This is a genomic window from Nocardioides fonticola, from assembly GCF_039536805.1.
In the GTDB taxonomy this organism is placed as follows: Bacteria; Actinomycetota; Actinomycetes; order Propionibacteriales; family Nocardioidaceae; genus Nocardioides; species Nocardioides fonticola.
This window is the reverse complement of record NZ_BAAAZH010000032.1, coordinates 50113-72946: the sequence shown is the minus strand read 5'-3', so window position 1 is coordinate 72946 and position 22834 is coordinate 50113. Positions and strand designations below refer to the sequence as shown.

Below are 22834 nucleotides of genomic sequence, written 5' to 3'. Positions count from 1 at the left end.
TCTACCTCGGGGTCTTCCGGAGCTCGGTCTTGAGCACCTTGCCGGACAGGTTGCGGGGGAGGGCCTCGACGAAGACGACCTCGCGCGGGGCCTTGAAGTTGGCGAGTCGCTCGCGGGCGAACGCGACGACGGCATCGGCTGCCAGGGCGGCGCCGGCCGGGTCGGCCGAGCGGACCACGAAGGCCGCGCCGACCTCCCCCAGCCGCTCGTCGGGGATGCCGACGACGGCGACGTCGGCCACGCCGTCGAGGCGGGCCAGGGTCTGCTCGACCTCGGCGGGGTACACGTTGAACCCGCCGGAGATGTACATGTCCTTGAGCCGGTCAGTGATGCGCAGGTTGCCGGCCTCGTCGAGCACGCCGACGTCGCCGGTGTGCAGCCAGCCCTCGGCGTCGATGGCGGCGGCGGTGGCCTCGGGGTCGTCGAGGTAGCCGAGCATCACCCACGGCCCGCGCACCAGCAGCTCGCCGTCGTCGGCGATGCGGGTCTCCATGCCGGGCACCGCGCGCCCGCAGGTGGTGGCGACGAGGTCGGCGGGGTCGCCCTCGCGGCACATCGTGACGACCACGGCCTCGGTCATGCCGAAGGCGGTGACGACCTGCTCGATGCCCAGACCGGACGGCGCGGCCTCCCGCATGCGCTCGATGAGCACGACCGGCACCACCGCGGCACCGGTGACGGCCAGCCGCAGCGAGGAGAGGTCGCGACCCTCGCGACCGGGCGCGGCCAGCAGGGACTGGTAGATCGTCGGTGCCCCGGGCAGCACGGTGATGCGCTCGCGCTCGATGAGGTCGAGGGTGCGCTCGAGGTCGAAGGTCGCCAGCGGGTAGAGGGTCGCGCCGGTGAGCAGGCCGGTGACGATGCCGACCTTGTAGCCGAAGGAGTGGAAGAAGGGGTTGACCACCAGGTAGCGGTCGTCGGGGCCGACGCCGCCGAGGTCGCCCCACACCTGCGCGACGCCGACGGTCTGCCGGTGGGCCGACATCGCGCCCTTCGGGCGCCCGGTGGTGCCGGAGGTGAAGAGGATGTCGGCGACGTCGTCGGGGGAGACGGCCTCGGCGCGGGCCACGACGGCGGCGAGCGCGGCGTCGTCCAGAGCGGATGCCTCGTCGAGCAGGCGCGCGATGTCGAGCACCCGCACACCCTCGAGGGACGTCGTGGCGTGCAGGTCGGCGATCTGGGTGCGGCCCAGGAAGCCGTCGGCGACGACGACGATCGCGGCGTCCGTGCGCTCGACGAGGTCGGCGACCTCGTGGGCGGTGTAACGGGAGTTCGCGGGCACCAGGGTGCCGCCGGCGTAGGTGACCGCGAGCGCCGCGACGACCCACTCGATGCTGTTGGGCGCCCACACGACGGCACGGAAGCCGGGCTCGGCCCCGAGGCTCGCGTAGTGCCCGGCGACCCGCTGCACCAGGACGTGGAGCGCGGCGAAGGAGACGGTGCGGTCGTCCTCGACGTAGGCAGGGGCGTCGCCGTACCGCGCCGCCGCCGCGCGCAGTGCGCCGGGGATCGTGGTGCTCGACATCTCCACCTCACTCGCCCAACCAAACAGTTGCTTGGTAGCGTAGCACTCGTGGACCTGACCTACTCGGCGACCGACGAGGCCTTCCGGGCCGAGGTGCGTGCCTTCCTCGAGGACCACCTCGCCGGCGACTTCCGCGGACTCAAGGGCCTCGGCGGCCCCGGCCGCGACCACGAGGCCCTGCCCGAACGGCTGGCCTGGAACCAGCATCTGGCCCGCGAGGGCTGGACCTGCGTGGGCTGGCCGACCGAGCACGGCGGCCGCGGCCTGAGCCTGTGGCAGCAGGTGATCTTCCACGAGGAGTACGCCCGCGCCGACGCACCCGGGCGGGTCAACCACCTCGGCGAGGAGCTCATGGGCCCGACCCTGATGGCCTTCGGCACGCCCGAGCAGTGCGCACGCTTCCTCCCGCCCATCGTGGCGGTCGAGGAGTTGTGGGCGCAGGGCTACTCCGAACCGGGCGCGGGCTCCGACCTCGCCAACGTGCAGACCAAGGCGCGGCTCTCCGACGACGGCACCGAGTGGATCCTCGACGGGCAGAAGGTGTGGACCTCCAACGCCCACTTCTCCCAGTGGCTCTTCGTCGTCGCCCGCTCCGAGCCCGGCTCGCAGCGCCACCAGGGCCTCTCGTTCCTGCTGGTGCCGATCGACCAGCCCGGCGTGGAGGTGCGCCCCATCGAGCAGCTCACCGGCGGCTCGGAGTTCAACGAGGTCTTCTTCACCGGCGCCCGCACCGCCGCCGACCTCATCGTCGGCGAGCCCGGCAAGGGCTGGGGGGTGGCGATGGGCCTGCTCGGCTTCGAGCGCGGCGTCTCGACCCTCGGCCAGGTCGTCGGGTTCGCGCGGGAGCTGGACGGCGTCATCGCGCTCGCCAAGGCCAACGGCGCCATCGACGACCCCGTGCTGCGCGACCGCCTCGCCGCCTCCAAGGTCGAGCTGGAGGTCATGCGCGCCAACGCCCTGCGCGTGCTCTCGCTCGTCACCGGGGGAGAGGACTCCGCGGCCGGCGGCGGCGCCGGCTCGATCTTCAAGCTGGTGTGGGCCAACTGGCATCGGCGCCTCGGCGAGCTGGCCATGGACGTACTGGGCACCGGCGGCCTGCTCGCGGAGTCCGCGCCCTACGAGCTGTCGGCCTGGCAGCGCATCTTCCTGTTCTCCCGCGCCGACACGATCTACGGCGGCAGCGACGAGGTCCAGCGCAACATCCTGGCCGAGCGCGTGCTCGGCCTTCCCCGCGAGCCCCGAGGTTGACACCGATGACCCTCCGCCCCGTCCAGCCCACCCCCGACTACGTCCCGGGCCACGACCTCCTGCGCGACCGCACCGTGGTCGTCACCGCCGCGGCCGGCGCCGGGATCGGCGCCTCCGTCGTCCGTCGTGCCCTGGAGGAGGGCGCCCGCGCCGTCGTCTTCAGCGACACCCACGAGCGTCGGCTCGCCGAGGCCGAGGAGGCGCTGGCCGCCGAGTTCGGCGCCGACCGGGTGCGGCAGGTCGTCTGCGACGTCACCGACGAGGCCCAGGTGCAGCGGCTCCTCGACGTCGCCGAGGAGTTCGGCGGCATCGACGTGATGATCAACAACGCCGGGCTCGGCGGGACGGCGTCCGTGCTGGAGATGACCGACGAGCAGTGGACCCGGGTCCTCGACATCACGCTCACCGGCACCTTCCGCTGCGTGCGGGCCGTCGGCCAGCGGATGGTCGCCTCGGGCACCCGCGGCGTCATCGTCAACAACGCCTCCGTCATCGGCTGGCGCGCCCAGGAGGGCCAGGCCCACTACGCCGCGGCCAAGGCCGGCGTCATGGCGCTCACCCGCTGCGCCGCCCTCGACCTCGCGCCCCACGGCATCCGGGTCAACGCGGTGAGCCCGAGCCTGGCGATGCACCCGTTCCTGGCGAAGGTGACCTCCGACGAGCTGCTCCACGAGCTCACCCAGCGCGAGGCCTTCGGGCGGGCCGCCGAACCGTGGGAGGTGGCCAACGTGATGGTGTTCCTCGCCTCCGACTACTCCTCCTACCTCACCGGCGAGGTCGTCTCCGTCAGCAGCCAGCGGGCCTGAGAGGCTTCACTCCATGGCCGCCACGCCCGCCACGCCGAAGCCCGAGCCCGATGCGCCGTCCCGGCGCGAGGAGCTGTTGCGCATCGCCGCCCGGCTCTTCGCCGAGAAGGGCTTCAAGAACACCACCGTGCGCGACATCGCCGACGCCGCCGGCATCCTCTCCGGGAGCCTCTACCACCACTTCGACTCCAAGGAGTCGATGGTCGATGAGATCCTGCGCAGCTTCCAGGACGAGCTGTTCGCGGCCTACGACGAGATCCTCGCCAGCCCCGACGACGCCCGTACCAAGCTCGAGCGCGCCGTCCGGCTCTCCTTCGACGCCATCCACGAGCACGGGCCCGAGGTGGCGATCTTCCAGAACGACGCCGACCACCTCGGCGCCCTCGAGCGCTTCGGCTACCTGGCCGAGCGCAACGCCCAGTCGCGTGCGGTGTGGTTGACGCTGCTCCAGGAGGGCGTCGACACCGGCGTCCTGCGGGCCGACCTCGACCTCACCCTGACCTACCGCTTCATCCGCGACACCGTGTGGGTGGCCGTGCGCTGGTACCGCCCCGGCGGCCAGCACGCCCACACCGAGATCGCCGACCAGTACCTGACCATCCTGCTCGACGGCATCTCGGCCCCGGCCTGAGCCGCCCGCACCCCCGGAAGGAACCCCCATGCCCGAGGCCTACATCGTCGACGCCGTCCGTACCCCGGTCGGCAAGCGCGGCGGCGCGCTCGCCGGCGTCCACTCCGCCGACCTCGCCGCCCACACGCTCGCCGCCCTCGTCCAGCGCACCGGCATCGACCCCGGTGCGGTCGACGACGTCATCCTCGGCTGCTGCGACACCATCGGCTCCCAGGCCGGCGACATCGCCCGCACGGCGTGGCTGGTGGCCGGGCTGCCCGACCACGTGCCCGGCGTGACCATCGACCGCCAGTGCGGCTCCTCCCAGCAGGCCGTGCACTTCGCCGCGCAGGGCGTCATGTCCGGCACCCAGGACCTCGTCATCGCCGGCGGCGTCCAGAACATGTCGGCCATCCCGATCTCCGCGGCCATGCTGGTCGGCCAGCAGTACGGCTTCAGCACGCCCTTCGCCGAGTCGCCCGGCTGGACGGCGCGCTACGGCGAGGTCGAGGTCAGCCAGTTCAACTCCGCCGAGATGATCGCCGAGAAGTGGGACATCTCGCGTGAGGACATGGAGGCCTACGCGCTCGCCTCCCACCAGCGGGCGCTCGCCGCCATCGCCGAGGGCCGCTTCGCCGGTGAGATCGCGCCGGTCGAGCTGGCCGAGGGCACCTTCGCCGTCGACCAGTGCCCGCGGGAGACCTCGCTGGAGAAGATGGCCGGCCTGCAGACCCTCGCCCCCGGCGGCCGGATCACCGCCGCCGTCGCCTCCCAGATCTGCGACGGCTCCTCGGCCCTGCTCGTCGCCTCCGAGCGCGCGGTCGCCGAGCACGGCCTCACCCCCCGCGCCCGGGTGCACCACCTCTCGGTGCGCGGCGACGACCCCGTCTGGATGCTCACCGGCCCGATCGGCGCCACCCGCCACGCGCTGGAGCGCACCGGACTCACGGTCGAGGACATCGACCTGTTCGAATGCAACGAGGCCTTCGCCTCCGTCGTCCTGGCCTGGATGAAGGAGCTCGACATCCCGCACGAGAAGGTCAACGTCAACGGCGGCGGCATCGCCCTCGGCCACCCCATCGGCGCCACCGGCACCCGGATCATGGCCACCATGCTGAACGAGCTCGAGCGCACCGGCGGCCGCTACGCCCTGCAGACCATGTGCGAGGGCGGCGGTCAGGCGAACGTGACGATTCTCGAGCGGTTGTAGGGCCGGGCCGGCGGTCTGAGTCACCGGGCGCCCGGTGACTCCTGCCATCGGTCAGGCAAGACTGCCGTCACGAACCGACAGTCTGAGCTGACCGGTGGGGCTCCTGTGGTGGGCGCGGGCGGGGGCCAGTTTCCCCGGCCGGCCGGTGAAACTGGCCGTTTCGGGCCTGGAATCAGCCCGATCCGGGCAGTTTCGCCTGTCCGACCACCCCCTCAGGACGACGGCGCCTCCTGCCGGTGGCCGTGCAGCAGGCTGATCACCAGTCCGATCCACGCGACCACCGCCACCACGGCACCACCGAAGCTGAGGGAGTAGCTGAGGTTCATCAGGCTGTCGGAGTAGCCGAACGCCTGCGTGAGCGCGGAGCGGTAGCTCTCCTCGGTGTCGCCGAAGTCGGGCAGGAACGTGCCGAGCGCGAGGAGACCGGCCCACGTCGACCACTGCCAGAACACCTCGGCCCGGCTCAGGCTGCGCGGCCGGCGCTTCTGGGTGAAGGCCAGGATCGTGGTGAAGGTCATCGCGACCGCCACGATCAGCGCGACCGGCAGCATGAAGTAGGCGAACCACCCGAAGACGCCGAAGACCAGGCGGCCGATCCACACCCACGGCACGAGCAGCAGGTTCAGCGGGATCATCAGCAGCAGCGTGGCGCGGCCGGTCGCGACGGGGGCGGCGGCTCGGTCGATGGTGGTCACGTCCGGAGGGTAGGCCAGCAGGCCCTGTCCGGTCCGCCGATCTCGGGGGTCCGGGTCACGCGGACGCCGGCTCGAGCCACCACGGACTCGTGTAGGCGATCGCCAGGTCGTTGCACGGGTGTCCCTCGGGTCCCGGCGTCGCGTTCGGCTGGCTCGGGTCGCTGACGCGCAGCAGCACCCAGTCGCCGTCCGCGACATCGAGGCGCACGGGGAACTCGACGACGGGTCCGACGCGGAACTCCTCGACGTGAGCCACCTCCGGCACCTCGGTGCCCGGCCGCAGCACCTGCACGTGCAGCGGGCGGCCCCGCCAGGAGGCGTCGCGCGCGAGGTCGAGGCGGAAGCGGACGACGCCGCTGGTCATCGGCAGCGTCGAGCCCATCCGACGGCGCACCCCGCGCGGCGTCGCGGCGACGGCGTCGACCCGCAGCCCCGAGGTGCGGGTCGCGAAGAACCGGCGCGCGCTCATGGCCCGGCGGACGCCGTCCCGGTCGTGCTGGCGCACCCACAGCCCGGTGCGACCCTTGCCCTCCGGGAAGCCCCAGTCGGTGCCGTGCTCGTCGGTGACGCCGGAGATGCCGGTGCGCCAGCCCGCGTTGAGGCAGGCGCACAGCGGCGAGGACTTCCCGTCGGCGTAGCCGGAGAACAGGTAGTCGTCGGTGCGGTTGAACATCTCCAGCGAGACGACGCGATCGCGCACGCGCTCGTCGTAGACGAACTCCTGGAAGCGTCCGGGCTCGCGGCCGGGATGGTTGAAGCCGGCCAGGCCGTCGGCGCCGCCGTCGAGCACCAGGCCGGGTTCGCGGGCCAGCCAGTCCAGCAGGGGCTGCATGACGCCGGCCTGCAGCACGTCGATGTAGTTCTCGGTGAACCACACGTTGACGTGGCCCAGCAGCGGCTCGGACCACTCGAATCCGCGGATCGCGGTGAACGCGCCGGGCCGGTCGGCGGCGTCGGCGTAGGCCCGGGTGGTCTGCCAGTCGGCCTGGGTGATCCCGGCGACCGCCTTGTACTCCTGCGGCAGGATCCCGGCCAGCACCTCGCCGAGCACGTTGTCGGAGAGCGACGCGTGGTCGGTCAGCGCGGCGACGTCCAGGCCGGCTCGACGCATCGAGGAGAACGCGCCGGCCGCGTCGCCGTCTCCGTCCGAGAGCAGCGTGTGGTTGTGCAGGTCGGCGTGCAGCAGCTGCGTGCCGCGGCTGATCCGGGACGCGCGGGAGGCACCGCGGGACGGCGCCGCGTCCGCGGCGAGGGCCGTCCCGGTGGTCGGGCCGAGGCCGGTCGCGCCGGCCAGCAGCAGGCCCGCGCCGGCGGCGGTGACGGTACGGCGGCTCACGGCCGCGAGGGCGGACGGCGTCGGCGCGGGCCGCGCTCCGGCGACGCTCGCGGAGTGGGGGGAGTGGTGCTCGCACATGACCGGTCCAACGAGCACCGGCCGCTGACGGCGGTGACGCGCGGGTGAACCCGACACGTCGGGTTCGGTGCGGTGGCGCGCCGCGGCGCCCCTTCTGCTGAAGTTCCGTGTGTCGCACGCACGTTCTCGCACTGCGTCTTCCTGCAGATCTGATCCGTTGACGCAGATCCTCCGGTGCCGCGAGATTCAGCGCGCCCCCGGACGCCGTCGCGACGATGCCCCGGCCGTCCGGGGCGTCCCTCTCGGATCGGGCTCGACGCCCGACTTCACACCCTAGGAGAAATGGGTGAAGCGACTCCTCGCGGGCGCGCTCGGCGCTGCCCTCGTCCCGGCCCTGGCGGCCACCGCGGTGGGCGGTTCCGCTGCGGCCATCCCCTCCGGCGGCACCTCGGCCATCGGCGCGGCGTCCTCCGCGTCCAGCGCCCCGGCTGCCCAGCCGTCGCGGCCCGGCGCCGACCGTCCGCAGGCCCGTGCGGCCTCGGCGGCCGGCGCGCTGGTGGCCCGGCGACCGGCGGTCCTGAAGGCCAGCTCCTTCGACCGGTTCCACGCCCAGAGCGTGCTCACCTCGCACGACCTGCAGTACGTGCCCTACGAGCGCACGTACCGCGGCCTGCCGGTCGTCGGCGGCGACTTCGTGATCACCACCGACGCCGAGGGCCACGTGCTCGGCACCTCGGTCGCCCAGACCCGCCCGGTCGACCTTGCGAGCGTGACGCCGACGATCGCCCGCGGCACCGCCCGTGCCAAGGCCCGCCGCCAGGTGCAGCAGGGCACCTACGACTCCCTCACCCGCCTCGTCGTCGTCCAAGGTAAGCGCTCGGCGCTCGCCTGGGAGACCACCGTGCGCGGCGTCCGCGACGGCGAGGCCTCCCGGCTCACCGTCGACGTCGACGCCCTCACCGGTCGCGTGCTGCGCACCCGCGAGCACGTGGTCGAGGGCAGCGGATCCTCGGCCTACGCCGGCACCGTCACCATCCCGACCACGCTCAGCGGCTCGACCTACTCGATGAAGGACTCCAACGCCGCGACCCTGGTCTGCCAGGACGCCGCCACCAACACCACCTTCGCCAAGGCGACCGACAGCTGGGGCACCGGCGTGGCCACCTCGAAGGAGACCGGCTGCGTCGATGCGTTCTACGCCGCCGAGCAGGAGCGCAAGATGCTCTCGGCGTGGCTGGGCCGCAGCGGCATGGACGGCTCAGGCGGCTGGGTGCCGATCCGCGTCGGCCTCAACGATGTCAACGCCTACTACGACGGCACCCAGGTGCAGGTCGGCCACACCCAGACCGGCGGCAAGTGGATCGGCTCCATCGACGTCGTCGCGCACGAGTTCGGCCACGGGGTCGACGACCACACGCCCGGCGGCATCTCGGGCGGCAACACCCAGGAGTTCGTCGCCGACACCTTCGGCGCCTCCACCGAGTGGTACGCCAACAACCCGGTCGACAAGCCCGACTTCACCGTCGGTGAGCAGGTGAACCTCGTCGGCAGCGGCCCCATCCGCTACATGTACGACCCGTCGCTGGCCGGCGACGACAACTGCTACTCCAGCTCGACGCCGACCCAGGAGGTGCACGCGGCCGCCGGACCCGGCAACCACTGGTTCTACCTGCTGGCCGAGGGCACGAACCCGACCGGCGGCCAGCCGACCAGCCCCACCTGCAACAGCTCGACGGTCACCGGCATCGGCATCCAGAAGGCCATGACGATCATGTACAACGCGATGCTGCAGAAGACCTCGTCGTCCTCCTACCTCAAGTACCGCACCTGGACCCTCACCGCGGCCAAGAACCTCTACCCGAACAGCTGCACGGAGTTCAACGCGGTCAAGGCGGCGTGGAACGCCGTCAACGTGCCCGCGCAGTCCAGCGACCCGACCTGCACGGCCGGCGGCGGCACGGGCGGCGGCACGGGCGGCACCACCACCTGCACCTCGACGGGCAACAAGCTGCTCAACCCCGGCTTCGAGTCCGGTGCCACCTCGTGGACGGCGAGCACGGGCGTCATCACCTCCGACGCCGGCCAGGCCGCCCGCACCGGCAGCTGGAAGGCGTGGCTGAACGGCTACGGCCAGGCCGCCACCGACACGCTCTCGCAGTCGGTGACGATCCCCAGCGGCTGCAAGGCGACGCTGAGCTTCTACGTCCACATCGACACCGCCGAGACCACGACGACCACCGCGTACGACAAGCTCGTGGTCAAGGCCGGCTCGACCACCCTGGCGACGTACTCGAACCTCAACGCGGCCAGCGGCTACGTGCTCAAGAGCTTCGACGTCTCCTCGCTCGCCGGGCAGACGGTGAGCATCGGGTTCACCGGCACCGAGGACTCCTCGGCGCAGACCAGCTTCGTGCTCGACGACACGGCGCTCACGCTCAGCTGAGCACTCCCGGCTGAACCTCTCTCCACCCCTCCTAGCCGCGGCCGCTCGTCCTCACCCGAGGACGGGCGGCCGCGGTGCGTCGGCGCGCTAGAGCAGCCCCTCGACCACGTAGCCGCGGGCACGGGTGAGCTCGGCGGCAGCACGGGTGACCACGCGGTCGATGAGCTCCTCGCAGCTGGGCAGGTCGTCGATGAGCCCGACCACCTGGCCGCTGGCGAGCACGCCCGCGGAGGTGTCGCCCTCGACGAGACCCGCCTTGAGCATGGTCGGGGTGTTCGCGGCCAGCGCCATCTGGCCCAGCGTGCGGCCCTGGGTCTTCTTCATCGCGCGGCCGTCGCTGAGCAGGCGACCCCAGCTCATGCCGCTGTCGCGCTTGAACTCCAACGTGCGCTTCATGGTGGGACCCAGACGCTTCACGGCGCTGGTCTCCTCGATCTCGGAGACCAGATCGGTGCGCAGCATCCGGTGCGGCATGCCGTCGACCTTCGCCGTGACGACCGTGCCGGTGAGGTCGTATCCGAGGTAGAGCTCCTTGACCGCCTGCGGGACGGCGGAGTCGGAGGTGAGCAGGAACCGGGTGCCCATGCCCACCCCCGCGGCGCCGTAGGACAGCGCGGCGGCCAGGCCGCGTCCGTCGAAGAACCCGCCGGCCGCGATCACCGGGATGTCGACGGCGTCGAGCACCGTGGGCAGCAGCAGGGTGGTGGGCACGGGGCCGGTGTGGCCGCCACCCTCGCCTCCCTGCACCATCACGGCGTCCGCGCCCCACGAGGCGACCTTCTTGGCGTGCTTGGCCGCGCCGATCGAGGGCATCACGACGATGCCGTGCTCCTTGAGCTGCGCGATCAGCTCCGGCTTGGGTGCCAGGGCGAAGGAGGCGACCTTGACGCCGTAGTCGATGAGCAGACGGCACCGGTCGACCGCGTCGCCGGCGTCCGCGCGCAGGTTGACGCCGAACGGCGTCCCCTCGGGGATGCGCCCCTTGACCTCGACGATCGCCTTCTCCAGCTCCTCGAAGGTCATCGTGGCGCTGGCCAGGATGCCCAGACCGCCGGCCTTCGCGGTGGCGCTGACCAGACGCGGACCCGAGACCCAGCCCATGCCGGTCTGCACGACCGGGTGCGGGACGCCGACGAGGTCGGTGAAGGGCGTGCGGATGAGCTGCTCGATCATTCAGGACTCCTGGGCGGGGGTCGGCTCGGGGACCTCCTTGAAGCGCAGGCCCTTCGGGTCGAGCACCTCGCGGATGATGAGGAGCTCCTCGAGCGAGGGCTCCCGGGTGGTCGCGACGTCGTCCGCGATCGCGAGTTCGAAGCCGGTGGCGGCGACGACGTCCTCGACGCTGACGCCGGGGTGCACCGAGAGCAGCCGCACGGTGTCGTCGGGGCCCTTTACGTCGAAGACGCCGAGGTTGCTGACGATGCGGTGGATGTCGTTGAACCGGGACGCCGCGGGGCCGGCCTCGCGGGCGCGCTTCGGGCCGACGCCGGAGACGATGTCGACCTGCTCGACGAAGACCCGGGGCCCGTGCTTGGGCACCCAGTACGACGTCCGGTTGTTGACGGTGTTGCCCGGGGCGCCGCGCGAGCCGAGCAGTTGGCGCTTCGGCTGGGCGAACGGGCCGATCGCGGAGATGTTCTGGTTGCCGTGCTGGTCGACCTGGGTGGCGCCCATCATCACGTGGCGCTTGCCGTAGGCCACGACATCGAAGACGCGGCGGAAGGGGATCCAGCCCTCGACGACGTCGCCCTTGGCGAACAGCGGGGGCACGCCGGCGAGGAACAGCGACTCGCCGTCGGAGATCACCAGGTCGGGATTGCTGGTCAGCTTCGCCAGCCGCACCCCGAGCATCGGCAGCATGCCCATGGGGCTGGCGAAGATCTCGCCGTCGTCGCGGAAGGCGTCGGCGATCGCCGCGGCGCAGACGTCGGCGCGGGTGACGGTGGAGGTGCCGGTCTCGGTCACGACTGCTGCTCCTCGGTGAAGGCGCGGACGGCGTCCTGGTAGGCCTGTTCGTCGCCGGCGAGGAAGCGCTGCTCGAAGGCGGCCCACTCCTCGTCGGTGCCGCCGGCCGCGGCGGCGTACGCGCGCTGGAAGCGCTCGTCGCGCTCGTAATCGGGCGTGCACGTGGTGAAGTGCGCGCCGTTCGGGGTCTCGACGACGCCGCTGACCATCATCCGGTTGAGCAGCAGCCGCTGCACCGGCGTGTCGATCGTCAGGCCTGCGGTGTCGACGATCTGCTCGCAGCTGACGAAGGTGCGCTCCGCCGCCATCGCGAAGAGATCGTCGAAGTAGGGGTCGGGGCCGAGGTAGGTGGCGTTGCCGTGCTGGTCGGCCCGGTTCATGTGCACCAACGCGACGTCGAGGTTCAACGCGGGGACGGCGACGAGCTCCTCGAAGCCGAAGCCCTCGTCGTAGGGGCTGGTGACGGTGCGGATCGTCGGGTTGTTGACCAGCACGTCGGAGCCCAGGCCCGCGCGCATCGGCAGGAACGGCAGCCGCTCGGCTGCGGCCTTGAGGCCGGTCTGGAACATGCCCTCGTCGAGCTCGACGACCTCGGGGATCGTGCCGAGCTGGCGGGCGCGCTGGAAGTTCGGCTCGAGGGGGATCGAGTCGAGGCTGACGAAGGCGTAGACGAGCTTGCGCACCTTGCCGGCCCGGGTGAGCAGGCCGACGTCCGCGCCGCCCCAGCTGACGAGAGTGAGGTCCTTCAGGTCGGAGCGGAGGATCGCGCGGACCAGGGCCATCGGCTTGCGTCGCGGCCCCCAGCCGCCGATGCCGATGGTCATGCCGTCGCTGAGTTCGGCGACGACGTCCTCGATGCTCATCCGCTTGTCGCGGGGTCCCTTGCCCATCTCAGTGGCCCTTCTTCTCGGCCTTGGCGGTGCCGGCGAACTCGTCGCGCAGCTCGTCGGAGACGCCGGCGAGGTTGAGCTCGAAGGTGAAGCCCTGTTCGAAGCGGTAGCTCTTGTTGACGTCGATGGGGTCGATGCCGTTGAGGGCGGCCTTGGCGGCGCGGATGACGCGGGTGTCCTTGGCGGCGATCTCGCCGGCGACCTTCAGCGCGGCGTCGTCCAACTGGTCGCGGGGGACGGTCTCGAGCACCGAGCCGAACTGCACGAGGTCGACCGCCTTGATGGTGCGGGCGGTGAAGTAGAGGGTGCGCATCATGTGCTGCGGCACGAGCCGTGCCATGTGGGTGGCGGCGCCGAGGGCGCCCTGGTTGACCTCGGGGACGCCGAAGTAGGCGTCGTCGCTGGCCACGATCACGTCGGCGTTGCCGACCAGGCCGACGCCGCCGCCGACGCAGAAGCCGTTGACGGCCGCGACCACCGGGACGGCGCACTCGTAGACGGCCTTGAACGCGGCGTAGCAGCCGCGGTTGGCGCCGAGGAGGGCTTCGAAGCCGCTGGTGTGCTGCATCTCCTTGATGTCGACGCCGGCATTGAAGCCCTTGCCCTCGGCGCGCAGGACGACGACCTTCGTGGCCAGGTCGCCCGCGGCCTCGTCGAGGGCGGCGGCGACGTCGTACCAGCCCTGGACGGGCAGGGCGTTGACCGGCGGATGGGCCATCGTCACGACCCGGATGCCGTCGGGTCGGAGCTCGGAGGTGATCGGCATGGGTGCCAACCTAACATTTGCTTGGTAGGGTCGTCAGCATGTCGCTCGCCCTCGATCTGACCGGCCGCGTCGTCCTCGTGACCGGCGGCCAGCGCGGTATCGGCCGCGGCATCTCCCGGGCCTTCCTCGACGCCGGCGCGACCGTCGTCACCTGCTCGCGCTCGGAGGTCGCCGACCCGCTGCTCGGCACGACGCACCACCTGTGCGACGTGCGGGACGCCGATGCGGTGGGCGCGCTGGTGGCCGACGTCGTGGCTGCGCACGGGCGACTCGACGTCCTGGTCAACAACGCCGGGGGAGCGCCCGCGGCCGACGCCGCGACGGCGTCCCCGCGCTTCCACGAGAAGATCGTGGGCCTCAACCTGCTCAGCCCGCTGGTCTGCGCGCAGGCGGCGAACGCCGTCATGCAGCGGCAGGGGAGCGGCGTCATCGTCAACATCTCCTCGATCTCGGCTGCGCGACCCGCGCCGACGATCGCCGCCTATGCCGCCGCCAAGGCGGGCGTCGACTCGCTCACCCGCTCGCTGGCGATGGAGTGGGGGCCCGCAGTGCGGGTGAACGCCATCGACGTCGGGCTGTGCCGCACCGAGCAGACCGACGACCACTACGGCGACGACGCCCAGGTGGCGGCCGTCGAGTCGACCATCCCGCTGGGTCGGATGGCGCGGCCCGATGAGGTCGGCGCTGTGGCGGTGTTCCTCGCCAGCGACCTCGCCTCCTACGTCTCCGGTGCTCGCGTGGCCTGCGACGGCGGCGGCGAACCACCCGTCTTCCTGCACATCGGGCGGCAGTTCGCCGCCTCCGCATCGACCACCCAGGAGAACTGATCATGCTGCTCGAAGGTCGCGTCGCGATCGTCACCGGCGCCGGCCGCGGCATCGGCCGTGCCCACGCGCTGGAGCTCGCCCGCCACGGCGCCGCCGTCGTCGTCAACGACTTCGGTGTCACGCTCGCCGGCGAATCGGCGGGGGAGACCCCGGCCGAATCGGTGGTCGCCGAGATCGAGGCCCTGGGTGGGCGGGCGGTGGCGAACGGTGCCGACGTCGCCGACTTCGAGCAGGCCGCCGCGATGGTGCAGCAGGCCATCGACACCTTCGGCGGCCTCGACATCCTGGTCAACAACGCCGGCTTCGTGCGCGACCGGATGCTGGTGAACACCTCCGAGGAGGAGTGGGACGCCGTCATCCGCGTGCACCTCAAGGGCCACTTCGCCCCGCTGCGCCACGCCGGCGCCTACTGGCGCGCGGAGGCCAAGGAGGGCCGCCAGCGCGCGGCCCGCGTCATCAACACCTCCTCGGGCGCCGGCCTCCAAGGCTCCATCGGCCAGGCCACCTACTCCGCCGCCAAGGGCGGCATCGCCGCGCTCACCCTCGTCGCCGCCGCCGAGATGGGCCGCTACGGCGTCACCGTCAACGCCATCGCGCCCGTCGCCAAGACCCGCATGACCGAGGGCGCCTTCGACACCTCCGCCATGGCCCTGCCCGAGGACAACTCCCCGATCGTCGCCTGGCTCGCCTCGGAGGAAGCCGGCGACGTCACCGGCCGCGTCATCGAGATCGACGGCTCCACCATCACCGTCGAATCGGGCTGGCGTCACGACGCCTCCCACGACCTCGGACGCCGTTGGACCGCCCCCGAGGTCGGCCCGGCGCTGCGGGATCTGCTGGCTGCTTCCGTCGTGCCGGAGGGGGTGTACGGGGCGTAGGGGTTCGGAAAGTTTTGGCGGGTACCCGCCGAAGATTCAGCGGGTACCCGCCGAATCTTTCGGCTGCCGTCAGAAGGTTCGGCCGCGAACCGAAAGATTCGTACAGGGAGTGTTCAGGCCGCTCGGCGGATCCGGCGTACGCGACGTTCCAGTTCGGTCGGGCGGTCGAGGTCGGGCCAGATGGCGCGGAGCATGGGCTTGTTCTCCGCTTCACGGACGTGGTCCTCGCGCACCTTCTCCCGAATCACAGTCTGCTCGATCGTTTCGCCCGGTCGGCGGAGCCGCAGGTACTTGCCGAGCCCGTCGAACTCAGCGAGAAGGCCCAGTTCCTCCACCAGCATGTCGACGAGGGCGAAGACGCGACCGTCGGCGTTCTGCACCGGATGTTGAAGGCGGATGTCTCGGTAGCCGAGATCGTGGAAGAACAATCGCAGCCGGGTCTCGCCCGGACTTTCCGCGCCCTCTCGTGCCAGATCGATCGCCAGCGCGGCCTGGGCATGTTGGGGCCAGTCTCCGCGTAGCGCCAGGGCCCGCTTCAACTCAGCCACCGTCGTCAGTCGGTTCACGATGAAGTGATCGGCGACGCAGACGGCCGCGTCGCGTGGAACCAGACCGGCGACGTCGAGAACGGTGCGCGCCGGTGAGGTGATCCAGTGGTCGTCGAAACGGCTGATGTCCTCGACTCGGCACTGACCGACATGGTGGTGCACCCGCGCTCGCGTGCGCTGTCCGGTGCCGTCCAGGTCGGTCAGATGGACCGTCGACAGGTCGAGCCCCCAGGACGGGCCGCCCCACGCGAGCGCTGCGCTCACGTGCGAGAGCGCGACCTCGGAGGTGTACAGCCGCATCACGCCGTGACTGAGGATGCGGTGGCGATCCTCGGGTGTGGCGACCCGCCACGCGCCGGCATCGCAGTAGACGCCGTGGCGCAGTCGCACGAGCTCGCCGCTCCGGACCATCCGATGGAGCACCAGATCGTTCACCCCGGCCATCACGGCGTCGCGGCGGAGGAGCACTCCGAGGTCGTCGAAGAGGGGAATCAGCATGGGTGCCAGGGTCACCAGCCTGCCGCACCAGGAGAAGTGCCCTCGCGCTCCCTGGGGATGACGGGCCCGGCGACGCGGCTGTGGAGGAAAGGTGTGCCGCGTGGGCACGTTGCCGAAACTTTCGGCTCGCGTGTGAAGGTTCGGCCGGGAACCGAAAGATTCAGCGGGTACCCGCCGAAACTTCGGCGGTCACCCGCCGAATCTTTCGGCCACCACCCTCACACCCGCTCCACCACCGTCCCCGTCGCCATGGCACCCCCGGCGCACATCGAGAGCAGGGCGGTGGTGCCGTCGCGGCGCTCGAGTTCGTGGAGGGCGGTGGTGATGAGGCGGACGCCGGTGGCGCCGACGGGGTGGCCGATGGCGATGGCGCCGCCGTTGACGTTGACCTTGTCCATGTCGGGGCGGTGCACCGAGGCCCACGACAGGACGACGGAGGCGAAGGCCTCGTTGACCTCGAAGAGGTCGAAGTCCGACATCGCCATGCCGGTGCGCTCGAGGATGCGGCGGGTGGCGTCGACCGGCCCGTCGAGGTGGAAGTAGGGGTCGGAGCCGACGAGGGTGTAGGAGCGCAGCCGCGCCCGCGGGGTGAGGCCGAGGGCGCGGGCCTTGTCCTCGTCCATGATGAGCACGGCCGAGGCACCGTCGGAGATCTGGGACGACGTCCCGGCGGTGTGCAGCCCGTCGGGCAGCACCGAGCGGAGCCCAGCGAGGCCCTCGAGCGTGGTCTCGCGCAGACCCTGGTCGGTGTCGACGACGCGGGTCTCGCCGGTCGGCTTGCCCTCCTCGTCGAGCACGGGCGCCTCGAACGGCGCGATCTCGCGCTTGAAGCGGCCCTCGTCGACGGCGATGCGCGCCTTCTGCTGGGAGGCGAGGCCGAAGGCGTCGAGGTCGGCGCGGGTGATGCCGCGGTGGGCGGCGATGCGGTCGGCGGCCTCGAACTGGTTGGGCATGTCGATCGTCCAGTCGTCCGGACGCGGGTCGCCCAGGCCCGGGGGCACGTTGGCGCCGAGCGGGATGCGCGACATCGCCTCGACGCCGCACGCGATGCCGACGTCGATGGTGCCGGCGGCGACCATGTCGGCGACGAGGTGCGCAGCCTGCTGGCCCGAGCCGCACTGGGCGTCGATCGCGGTGCCGGCGGTGTGCAGCGGCAGCCCCGCGTGCAGCCACGCGCGGCGCACCATGTCGTTGCTCTGCTCGCCGGCCTGGGTGACGCACCCGCCGATGACCTGCTCGACGAGCGCGGGGTCGATGCCCGCGCGCTCGCAGACCTGCTTCTGCACGAAGCCGAGCAGGACGGCGGGGTGGACGCCGGCCAGCCAGCCCTTGCGGCGGCCCAGGGGCGTGCGGACGGCGTCGATGATCACAGGGGTACCCATGCGCTCAAACTAGAACACGTTCTGATTCTGAGACAAGACACGCCGCGACTGGCTTCCGCGCGTACCGTCGGTATGTAATCCTGCTCACTAGAACCTGTTCCACCTTCGAGGGAGATCTCCGTGACCGTCGCCGACGCCCCGCTCGCCCCGTTCGACCCCACCGACCCCGACCTGATGGCCGAGCGGGTGCCGCACGAGGAGCTGCTGGCGCTGCGTCGCACGGCCCCGGTCTCCTTCGTCCGCCAGGGCGTCGAGGCGCGCGGCGGCTTCCCCGACCACGAGGGCTTCTGGGCGCTCAGCCGGCACGCCGACGTCGCCGCGGTCAGCAAGAACCAGGCCGACTTCTCCACCCGCGAGACCGGCGTGATCATGCGCTTCGCCCCGGAGATGACCAAGGAGGAGCGCGAGGCGTCGGGCTTCCTGCTCATCAACCACGACGCCCCCGACCACACCAAGCTGCGCCAGATCGTCTCGCGCGCCTTCACCCCGCGCGCGATCAACGCCCTGCACGACAACCTCAAGGACCGCGCCCAGAAGATCGTCGCCGAGGCGATCGAGAAGGGCGAGGGCGACTTCGTCGAGGAGGTGGCCGCCGAGCTCCCGCTGCAGGCCATCGCCGAGCTGCTCGGCGTCCCGCAGGAGGACCGCGGCAAGCTCTTCACCTGGTCGAACCAGATGATGTCCTACGACGACCCCGAGGTGGAGGGCGATCAGATGGTCGCCTTCGCCGAGATCCTCGCCTACTCGATGGCGCTGGCCGACGAGCGCCGCCGCCACCCGCAGGACGACATCGTCACCAAGCTCGTCAGCGCCGACGTCGACGGCCGCGGTCTGACCGACGACGAATTCGGCTTCTTCATGATCCTGCTCGCGGTGGCCGGCAACGAGACCACCCGCAACGCGATCACGTGGGGCATGCACGCCTACCTCACCAACCCCGAGCAGTGGGAGCTCTTCCGCGCCGAGCGGCCGCGCACCGCCACCGACGAGATCATCCGCTGGGCCACGCCGGTCACCGCCTTCCAGCGCACGGCGCTGCGGGACGTCGTCGTCGGCGGCCAGGCGATCCCGGCCGGCGAGCGCGTCGGCCTGCTCTACGCGAGCGCCAACTTCGACGAGGACGTCTTCGTCGACCCCTTCACCTTCAACATCCTGCGCGACCCCAACCCGCACCAGGCCTTCGGCGGCCACGGCGCGCACTACTGCATCGGCGCCAACCTGGCTCGTCTCGAGGTCGACCTGATGTTCAACGCGATCGCCGACACCGGCGTCGCCATCGAGCTGCGCGGCGAGCCCAAGCGCCTGCGCAGCGGCTGGCTCAACGGCGTCAAGGAGATGCAGGTCGCCTACCGGCGCTGACCTGCGGCCCGCCACCCATCTGCGAAGGAGCACCCCCGTGACCGTCAGCGACGTCCTGCCCGAGGGCATCTCGGACTTCACCGACCCCGACCTCATCGTGCAGGGCATCCCGCACGACGCGTTCCGTGCGGCCCGCCAGCAGCATCCGGTCACCTGGGTCGAGCAGGCCAAGGGCACCTACGACGGCATGTCGACGGAGTCCGGCTCGGGCTACTTCGCGCTGACCCGGCACGCCGACGTCGCCGCGGTGTCGAAGAACAGCAAGGACTGGTCGGCGGAGGAGAACGGCGCGATCATCCGGTTCTCCGAGGGCATGCTGCGCGAGCAGATCGAGCTGCAGCGGGTCATCCTGCTCAACCAGGACCCGCCGCACCACACCGCCCACCGGGCGATCGTCGCGCGCGGCTTCACCCCGCGATCCATCGGCGACCTCGAGAACCTGATGGAGCAGCGGGCCCGCCAGATCGTCGGGGACGCCGTCGCCCTCGGCTCGGGCAACTTCGTCGAGCAGGTGGCCGCCGAGCTGCCGTTGCAGGCGATCGCCGACCTCATCGGCGTCCCGCAGGAGGACCGGCACAAGCTGTTCGACTGGTCGAACCAGATGCTGGCCTCCGACGACGACCCCGACATCGAGGGGCAGCCCGACGTCGCGGCCGCGGAGATCCTGGCCTACTCGATGATGATGGCCGCGGAGCGCAAGGCCGACCCGCGCGACGACATCGTCACCAAGCTCATCAACGCCCACAAGGGCGATCGCGGCCTGACCGACGACGAGTTCGGGTTCTTCGTGATGATGCTCGCGGTGGCGGGCAACGAGACCACCCGCAACGCCATCACCCACGGCATGAACGCCTTCTTCGACTTCCCCGAGCAGTGGGAGCTGTGGAAGGCCGAGCGCCCGGCCACGATGGTCGACGAGGTCGTGCGGTGGGCCAGCCCCATCAGCGTCTTCCAGCGCACCGCGCTGAACGACACCGAGGTCGGCGGCGTGCCGATCGCGAAGGGCCAGCGGGTCGGGCTCTTCTACGCGAGCGCGAACTTCGACGAGGAGGTCTTCACCGACCCCTACACCTTCGACATCACCCGCGACCCCAACCCCCACGTCGGGTTCGGCGGTCACGGTGCCCACTACTGCCTGGGCGCCAACCTTGCCCGGCAGGAGATCCGGCTGATCTTCGAAGCCCTCGCCGACGCAGCCCCCGACATCCGCAAGCTCGCCGAGCCCAACCGGCTGCGGCACGCCTGGGTCAACGGCATCAAGACCCTCGAGGTCGCCTACCGCTGAGCGGCGGCGCGGACGCCGTCCGGGGCAACCCCAGGACGGCGTCCGGCCGGATCAGTCGCGCGCGGTGAGCACCAGCGGGCCGTCGGCGGTGATCGCCACGGTGTGCTCCATGTGCGCCCCGCGCGAGCCGTCGGCGCTGCGCAGCGTCCAGCCGTCGGGGTCGGTGAAGATCTCGTCGGTGGTGTGCAGGAACCACGGCTCGATGGCGATCACCAGGCCGGGCTTGAGCTTGAAGCCACGGCCGGGGCGGCCGTCGTTGGGCACGTGCGGCTCGCCGTGCATCGTGCGCCCCACGCCGTGGCCGCCGAACTGGGTGTTGATGCGCAGCCCGGCCTCGCGGGCCACGGTGGCGATGGCGTGGGAGATGTCGCCGATGGCGTTGCCCGGACGCGCGGCCGCGATGCCGGCCTCCAGCGCCCGCCCGGTGACCTCGATGAGACGCAGGTCCTCCTCGCGCGGCGTCCCGACGACGACGCTCAGCGCGGAGTCGGAGACCCAGCCCTCGACCTTCGCCGCGAAGTCGACGCTGAGCAGGTCGCCGTCGCGCAGGGTGTAGTCGAAGGGCAGCCCGTGCAGGACGGCGTCGTTGACCGAGGTGCACAGCACCTTGCCGAAGGGCGAGGCGCCGAAGCTCGGGTGGTAGTCGATGTAGCAGGACTCCGCGCCGCGCTCGCGGATCATCCGGTGCGCCTCGGCGTCGAGGTCGAGCAGGTTGACGCCGACGTCGGCGACCTCCGCGAGCCGCGTGATGACGTCGGCGACGAACCGGCCGGCGGCCTTCATCTCCTCGATCTGGGTCGGGGTGCGCAACTCGATCATGCGACCAGCCTAGGCACCCGGTGACCGGCGCTCTGCTGTGGGCTGATCGGCTCAGCGCAGAAGTCCTGGAACCGGCCCGGACGGCGCTCCACGGTGGAGTCATGACCACCATCGTGAACACCCCGTCGGCAGCCGACCGGCTGCTCCACCAGCGCATCCTCCTGCTCGGTCAGGAGGTCGACGACGACATCGCGAACCGGCTCTGCGCCGAGCTCCTGCTGCTCTCGGCCGAGGACCCGACCCGCGACATCTCCCTCTACATCAACTCACCCGGCGGCTCGGTGAGCGCCGGGCTCGCGATCTACGACACGATGCGCCTGATCCCCAACGACGTCAGCACCCTGGGCCTCGGCCTCGCCGCCAGCATGGGCCAGTTCCTCCTCGGTGCCGGGACGCCGGGCAAGCGGTTCGTGCTGCCCCACACCCGCGTGCTGCTGCACCAGGGCTCGGCCGGCATCGGCGGCACCGCCATCGATATCGAGATCCAGGCCGAGAACCTCGAGCACACCAAGAACGTGATGCTCGGGCTGATCGCCGAGCACAGCGGCCAACCGGTGGAGAAGGTCGAACGCGACTCGCGCCGAGACCGCTGGTTCAGCGCGCAGGAGGCGGTCGACTACGGCCTGGCGGACGCCGTCCTGGCCTCCGTGCCGTCGGTGACGCCGGGCGGCCGCGGCAGCACCTTCGGTCTGGCGGGGGTGCGGGCATGAGCACCTACACGATCCCGAGCGTGGTCGAGCGGACGCCGCGCGGCGACCGGGCCGTCGACGTCTACAGCCGGCTGCTGGGGGAGCGGATCGTCTACCTCGGCACCGAGATCGACGACGGTGTCGCCAACACCGTCATCGCCCAGCTGCTGCACCTGGAGGCCGACGACCCCGACGGCCCGATCAGCCTCTACCTCAACTCCCCGGGCGGATCGGTCACCGCCATGTTCGCCATCTACGACACGATGCGCTTCATCCGGCCGCCTGTCGGCACGACCTGTATCGGCCAGGCGGCGTCCTCGGCCGCGCTGCTGCTGGCGGCGGGGGAGCAGGGACGGCGTTTCGTGCTGCCGCGCTCGCGGGTCGTCCTCCACCAGCCGAGCGGCGGCGGACGCGGCACGCTCCCCGATCTGGCCGTGCAGGCGGCCGAGATCGTGCGGCTGCGCGCGGAGATGGAGGAGGTGCTGGCCGCCCACACCGGCCAGTCGATCGAGCGGTTGCGCGAGGACACCGAACGCGACCTCATCCTGCCCGCGCGGGACGCGGTGGCCTACGGGCTCGCGGACGCCGTCCTGGAGGCCCGGAAGGCCGTCGCGTGAACGGGCTCAGACCGCGAGGCAGAGGGGGCCGGTCGGCGCGATCCCGTGCGGCTCGCCGCCCAGCGTGCGGCTGACGGCCGTCGTCAGGTCGAGCAGGCCGAGCCCGAGGGCGCCGCTGACCGCCGCGAGCACCTCCGAGCTCGGCTCCTTCAGGCCCCGCTCGATCTCGGAGAGATAGGGCAGCGAGATGCCGGCCGCGGCCGCGACGTCGGCCAGCGTGCGGCCGGCGGCGAGTCGGGCGGCGCGGAGCTGGGCGCCGACCAGCTCGCGCCACAGCGGCTCGGGCTCGCTGCGCTCACTGGGCTCACTGCGCTCGATGGCTCGCGCCGGCGTCCGGTCGACGGGGGTGAAGGTCAGCAGCTCGCCCATGGTCCGAGGCTACGCCGGCTTCGTAGGAGAGGCCGAGAGGTTCTGCTGTGG

At 71.5% G+C, this 22834-nt stretch carries 22 protein-coding genes; 11 read left to right on the top strand and 11 right to left on the bottom strand.

Going from position 1 to position 22834, the window contains the following annotated elements; genetic code table 11:
- Position 1 precedes the first annotated feature (1 nt).
- Positions 2 to 1525: a FadD3 family acyl-CoA ligase gene (locus ABD671_RS19935; protein ID WP_344735232.1), complete on the bottom strand. Its 1524-nt coding sequence runs from the start codon at positions 1523 to 1525 to the stop codon at positions 2 to 4.
- A 48-nt stretch (positions 1526 to 1573) separates the two neighbouring features.
- Here ABD671_RS19935 and ABD671_RS19930 point away from each other — a divergent pair, with 48 nt between their 5' ends.
- Genes ABD671_RS19930 through ABD671_RS19915 form a run of 4 tightly spaced genes read left to right on the top strand, consistent with a single transcriptional unit; the run spans position 1574 to position 5399 of the window.
- Positions 1574 to 2773 (top strand): acyl-CoA dehydrogenase family protein, encoded by a 1200-nt coding sequence (locus ABD671_RS19930; protein WP_344735231.1) that lies wholly within the window; start codon positions 1574 to 1576, stop codon positions 2771 to 2773.
- A 5-nt stretch (positions 2774 to 2778) separates the two neighbouring features.
- Positions 2779 to 3579, top strand: a complete 801-nt coding sequence (locus ABD671_RS19925) for an SDR family oxidoreductase (protein WP_344735230.1) — start codon at positions 2779 to 2781, stop codon at positions 3577 to 3579.
- 13 nt (positions 3580 to 3592) lie between these two features.
- Positions 3593 to 4210, top strand: a complete 618-nt coding sequence (locus ABD671_RS19920; protein WP_344735229.1) for a TetR/AcrR family transcriptional regulator — start codon at positions 3593 to 3595, stop codon at positions 4208 to 4210.
- A gap of 28 nt (positions 4211 to 4238) precedes the next feature.
- Positions 4239 to 5399: an acetyl-CoA C-acetyltransferase gene (locus ABD671_RS19915; protein ID WP_344735228.1), complete on the top strand. Its 1161-nt coding sequence runs from the start codon at positions 4239 to 4241 to the stop codon at positions 5397 to 5399.
- A gap of 212 nt (positions 5400 to 5611) precedes the next feature.
- Here the strand turns inward: ABD671_RS19915 and ABD671_RS19910 are convergent, their stop codons facing one another.
- Together ABD671_RS19910 and ABD671_RS19905 are read right to left on the bottom strand one after the other, a co-directional pair.
- On the bottom strand, positions 5612 to 6094 hold the full coding sequence (locus ABD671_RS19910; protein WP_344735227.1) for a hypothetical protein: 483 nt from the start codon (positions 6092 to 6094) through the stop codon (positions 5612 to 5614).
- A gap of 55 nt (positions 6095 to 6149) precedes the next feature.
- A complete protein-coding gene (locus ABD671_RS19905) occupies positions 6150 to 7430 on the bottom strand; it encodes a CehA/McbA family metallohydrolase (protein WP_344735226.1) in 1281 nt (426 codons plus the stop codon).
- Positions 7431 to 7794: 364 nt separating this feature from the next.
- Here ABD671_RS19905 and ABD671_RS19900 point away from each other — a divergent pair, with 364 nt between their 5' ends.
- Positions 7795 to 9891, top strand: coding sequence for a M4 family metallopeptidase (locus ABD671_RS19900; protein WP_344735225.1), 2097 nt, complete (start codon positions 7795 to 7797; stop codon positions 9889 to 9891).
- 87 nt (positions 9892 to 9978) lie between these two features.
- On the opposite strand, the gene ABD671_RS19895 is transcribed toward ABD671_RS19900, so the two are convergent.
- Genes ABD671_RS19895 through ABD671_RS19880 form a run of 4 tightly spaced genes read right to left on the bottom strand, consistent with a single transcriptional unit; the run spans position 9979 to position 13512 of the window.
- On the bottom strand, positions 9979 to 11064 hold the full coding sequence (locus tag ABD671_RS19895) for an NAD(P)H-dependent flavin oxidoreductase (RefSeq protein ID WP_344735224.1): 1086 nt from the start codon (positions 11062 to 11064) through the stop codon (positions 9979 to 9981).
- The gene (locus tag ABD671_RS19890; protein WP_344735223.1) at positions 11065 to 11856 is read right to left on the bottom strand and encodes a CoA-transferase subunit beta; all 792 of its coding nucleotides are present in this window, start codon (positions 11854 to 11856) and stop codon (positions 11065 to 11067) included. It abuts the gene before it with no gap.
- Entirely contained in the window at positions 11853 to 12746 is an 894-nt protein-coding gene (locus tag ABD671_RS19885) for a CoA transferase subunit A (protein ID WP_344735222.1), read from the bottom strand. The genes ABD671_RS19890 and ABD671_RS19885 overlap by 4 nt, the downstream gene beginning before the upstream one ends.
- Position 12747: 1 nt before the next feature.
- Positions 12748 to 13512 (bottom strand): enoyl-CoA hydratase family protein, encoded by a 765-nt coding sequence (locus tag ABD671_RS19880; RefSeq protein WP_344735221.1) that lies wholly within the window; start codon positions 13510 to 13512, stop codon positions 12748 to 12750.
- Between the two features lie 38 nt (positions 13513 to 13550).
- Between ABD671_RS19880 and ABD671_RS19875 the strand changes: the two genes are divergently transcribed.
- Positions 13551 to 14339 carry an SDR family oxidoreductase gene (locus tag ABD671_RS19875; RefSeq protein ID WP_344735220.1) on the top strand — a complete coding sequence of 263 codons (789 nt, stop codon included), beginning with the start codon at positions 13551 to 13553 and terminating at the stop codon, positions 14337 to 14339.
- A 2-nt stretch (positions 14340 to 14341) separates the two neighbouring features.
- Entirely contained in the window at positions 14342 to 15217 is an 876-nt protein-coding gene (locus ABD671_RS19870) for an SDR family oxidoreductase (RefSeq protein WP_344735219.1), read from the top strand.
- Between the two features lie 113 nt (positions 15218 to 15330).
- On the opposite strand, the gene ABD671_RS19865 is transcribed toward ABD671_RS19870, so the two are convergent.
- Both ABD671_RS19865 and ABD671_RS19860 read right to left on the bottom strand, forming a co-directional pair.
- Positions 15331 to 16263 carry a type IV toxin-antitoxin system AbiEi family antitoxin domain-containing protein gene (locus tag ABD671_RS19865; protein ID WP_344735218.1) on the bottom strand — a complete coding sequence of 311 codons (933 nt, stop codon included), beginning with the start codon at positions 16261 to 16263 and terminating at the stop codon, positions 15331 to 15333.
- A 218-nt stretch (positions 16264 to 16481) separates the two neighbouring features.
- Complete coding sequence (locus ABD671_RS19860; protein ID WP_344735217.1) at positions 16482 to 17645, bottom strand: steroid 3-ketoacyl-CoA thiolase; 1164 nt, start codon at positions 17643 to 17645, stop codon at positions 16482 to 16484.
- 120 nt (positions 17646 to 17765) lie between these two features.
- On the opposite strand from ABD671_RS19860, the gene ABD671_RS19855 reads away from it, so the two are divergent.
- Both ABD671_RS19855 and ABD671_RS19850 read left to right on the top strand, forming a co-directional pair.
- Positions 17766 to 19004, top strand: coding sequence for a cytochrome P450 (locus tag ABD671_RS19855; RefSeq protein WP_344735216.1), 1239 nt, complete (start codon positions 17766 to 17768; stop codon positions 19002 to 19004).
- A gap of 37 nt (positions 19005 to 19041) precedes the next feature.
- The gene (locus ABD671_RS19850) at positions 19042 to 20289 is read left to right on the top strand and encodes a cytochrome P450 (protein ID WP_344735215.1); all 1248 of its coding nucleotides are present in this window, start codon (positions 19042 to 19044) and stop codon (positions 20287 to 20289) included.
- A 51-nt stretch (positions 20290 to 20340) separates the two neighbouring features.
- Here ABD671_RS19850 and map read toward each other — a convergent pair whose 3' ends face one another.
- A complete protein-coding gene (map, locus tag ABD671_RS19845) occupies positions 20341 to 21108 on the bottom strand; it encodes a type I methionyl aminopeptidase (protein WP_344735214.1) in 768 nt (255 codons plus the stop codon).
- Positions 21109 to 21209: 101 nt separating this feature from the next.
- On the opposite strand from map, the gene ABD671_RS19840 reads away from it, so the two are divergent.
- Together ABD671_RS19840 and ABD671_RS19835 are read left to right on the top strand one after the other, a co-directional pair.
- Positions 21210 to 21818, top strand: a complete 609-nt coding sequence (locus ABD671_RS19840; protein ID WP_344735213.1) for a ClpP family protease — start codon at positions 21210 to 21212, stop codon at positions 21816 to 21818.
- Positions 21815 to 22414 (top strand): ClpP family protease, encoded by a 600-nt coding sequence (locus ABD671_RS19835; RefSeq protein ID WP_344735212.1) that lies wholly within the window; start codon positions 21815 to 21817, stop codon positions 22412 to 22414. Before ABD671_RS19840 ends, ABD671_RS19835 begins: the two co-directional genes overlap by 4 nt.
- A 6-nt stretch (positions 22415 to 22420) precedes the next feature.
- On the opposite strand, the gene ABD671_RS19830 is transcribed toward ABD671_RS19835, so the two are convergent.
- Complete coding sequence (locus ABD671_RS19830) at positions 22421 to 22783, bottom strand: helix-turn-helix domain-containing protein (RefSeq protein WP_344735211.1); 363 nt, start codon at positions 22781 to 22783, stop codon at positions 22421 to 22423.
- Positions 22784 to 22834 lie beyond the last annotated feature (51 nt).

What these genes read in the sequence shown, in the direction of transcription:
- ABD671_RS19870 (WP_344735219.1), top strand. Translation starts at nt 14,342, where the DNA reads ATGCTGCTCGAAGGTCGCGTCGCGATCGTCACCGGCGCCGGCCGCGGC.
- ABD671_RS19915 (WP_344735228.1), top strand. Translation starts at nt 4,239, where the DNA reads ATGCCCGAGGCCTACATCGTCGACGCCGTCCGTACCCCGGTCGGCAAG.
- map (WP_344735214.1), bottom strand. Translation starts at nt 21,108, where the DNA reads ATGATCGAGTTGCGCACCCCGACCCAGATCGAGGAGATGAAGGCCGCC.
- ABD671_RS19935 (WP_344735232.1), bottom strand. Translation starts at nt 1,525, where the DNA reads ATGTCGAGCACCACGATCCCCGGCGCACTGCGCGCGGCGGCGGCGCGG.
- ABD671_RS19830 (WP_344735211.1), bottom strand. Translation starts at nt 22,783, where the DNA reads ATGGGCGAGCTGCTGACCTTCACCCCCGTCGACCGGACGCCGGCGCGA.
- ABD671_RS19875 (WP_344735220.1), top strand. Translation starts at nt 13,551, where the DNA reads ATGTCGCTCGCCCTCGATCTGACCGGCCGCGTCGTCCTCGTGACCGGC.
- ABD671_RS19865 (WP_344735218.1), bottom strand. Translation starts at nt 16,263, where the DNA reads ATGCTGATTCCCCTCTTCGACGACCTCGGAGTGCTCCTCCGCCGCGAC.
- ABD671_RS19925 (WP_344735230.1), top strand. Translation starts at nt 2,779, where the DNA reads ATGACCCTCCGCCCCGTCCAGCCCACCCCCGACTACGTCCCGGGCCAC.
- ABD671_RS19920 (WP_344735229.1), top strand. Translation starts at nt 3,593, where the DNA reads ATGGCCGCCACGCCCGCCACGCCGAAGCCCGAGCCCGATGCGCCGTCC.
- ABD671_RS19835 (WP_344735212.1), top strand. Translation starts at nt 21,815, where the DNA reads ATGAGCACCTACACGATCCCGAGCGTGGTCGAGCGGACGCCGCGCGGC.
- ABD671_RS19880 (WP_344735221.1), bottom strand. Translation starts at nt 13,512, where the DNA reads ATGCCGATCACCTCCGAGCTCCGACCCGACGGCATCCGGGTCGTGACG.
- ABD671_RS19885 (WP_344735222.1), bottom strand. Translation starts at nt 12,746, where the DNA reads ATGGGCAAGGGACCCCGCGACAAGCGGATGAGCATCGAGGACGTCGTC.
- ABD671_RS19860 (WP_344735217.1), bottom strand. Translation starts at nt 17,645, where the DNA reads ATGGGTACCCCTGTGATCATCGACGCCGTCCGCACGCCCCTGGGCCGC.
- ABD671_RS19840 (WP_344735213.1), top strand. Translation starts at nt 21,210, where the DNA reads ATGACCACCATCGTGAACACCCCGTCGGCAGCCGACCGGCTGCTCCAC.
- ABD671_RS19895 (WP_344735224.1), bottom strand. Translation starts at nt 11,064, where the DNA reads ATGATCGAGCAGCTCATCCGCACGCCCTTCACCGACCTCGTCGGCGTC.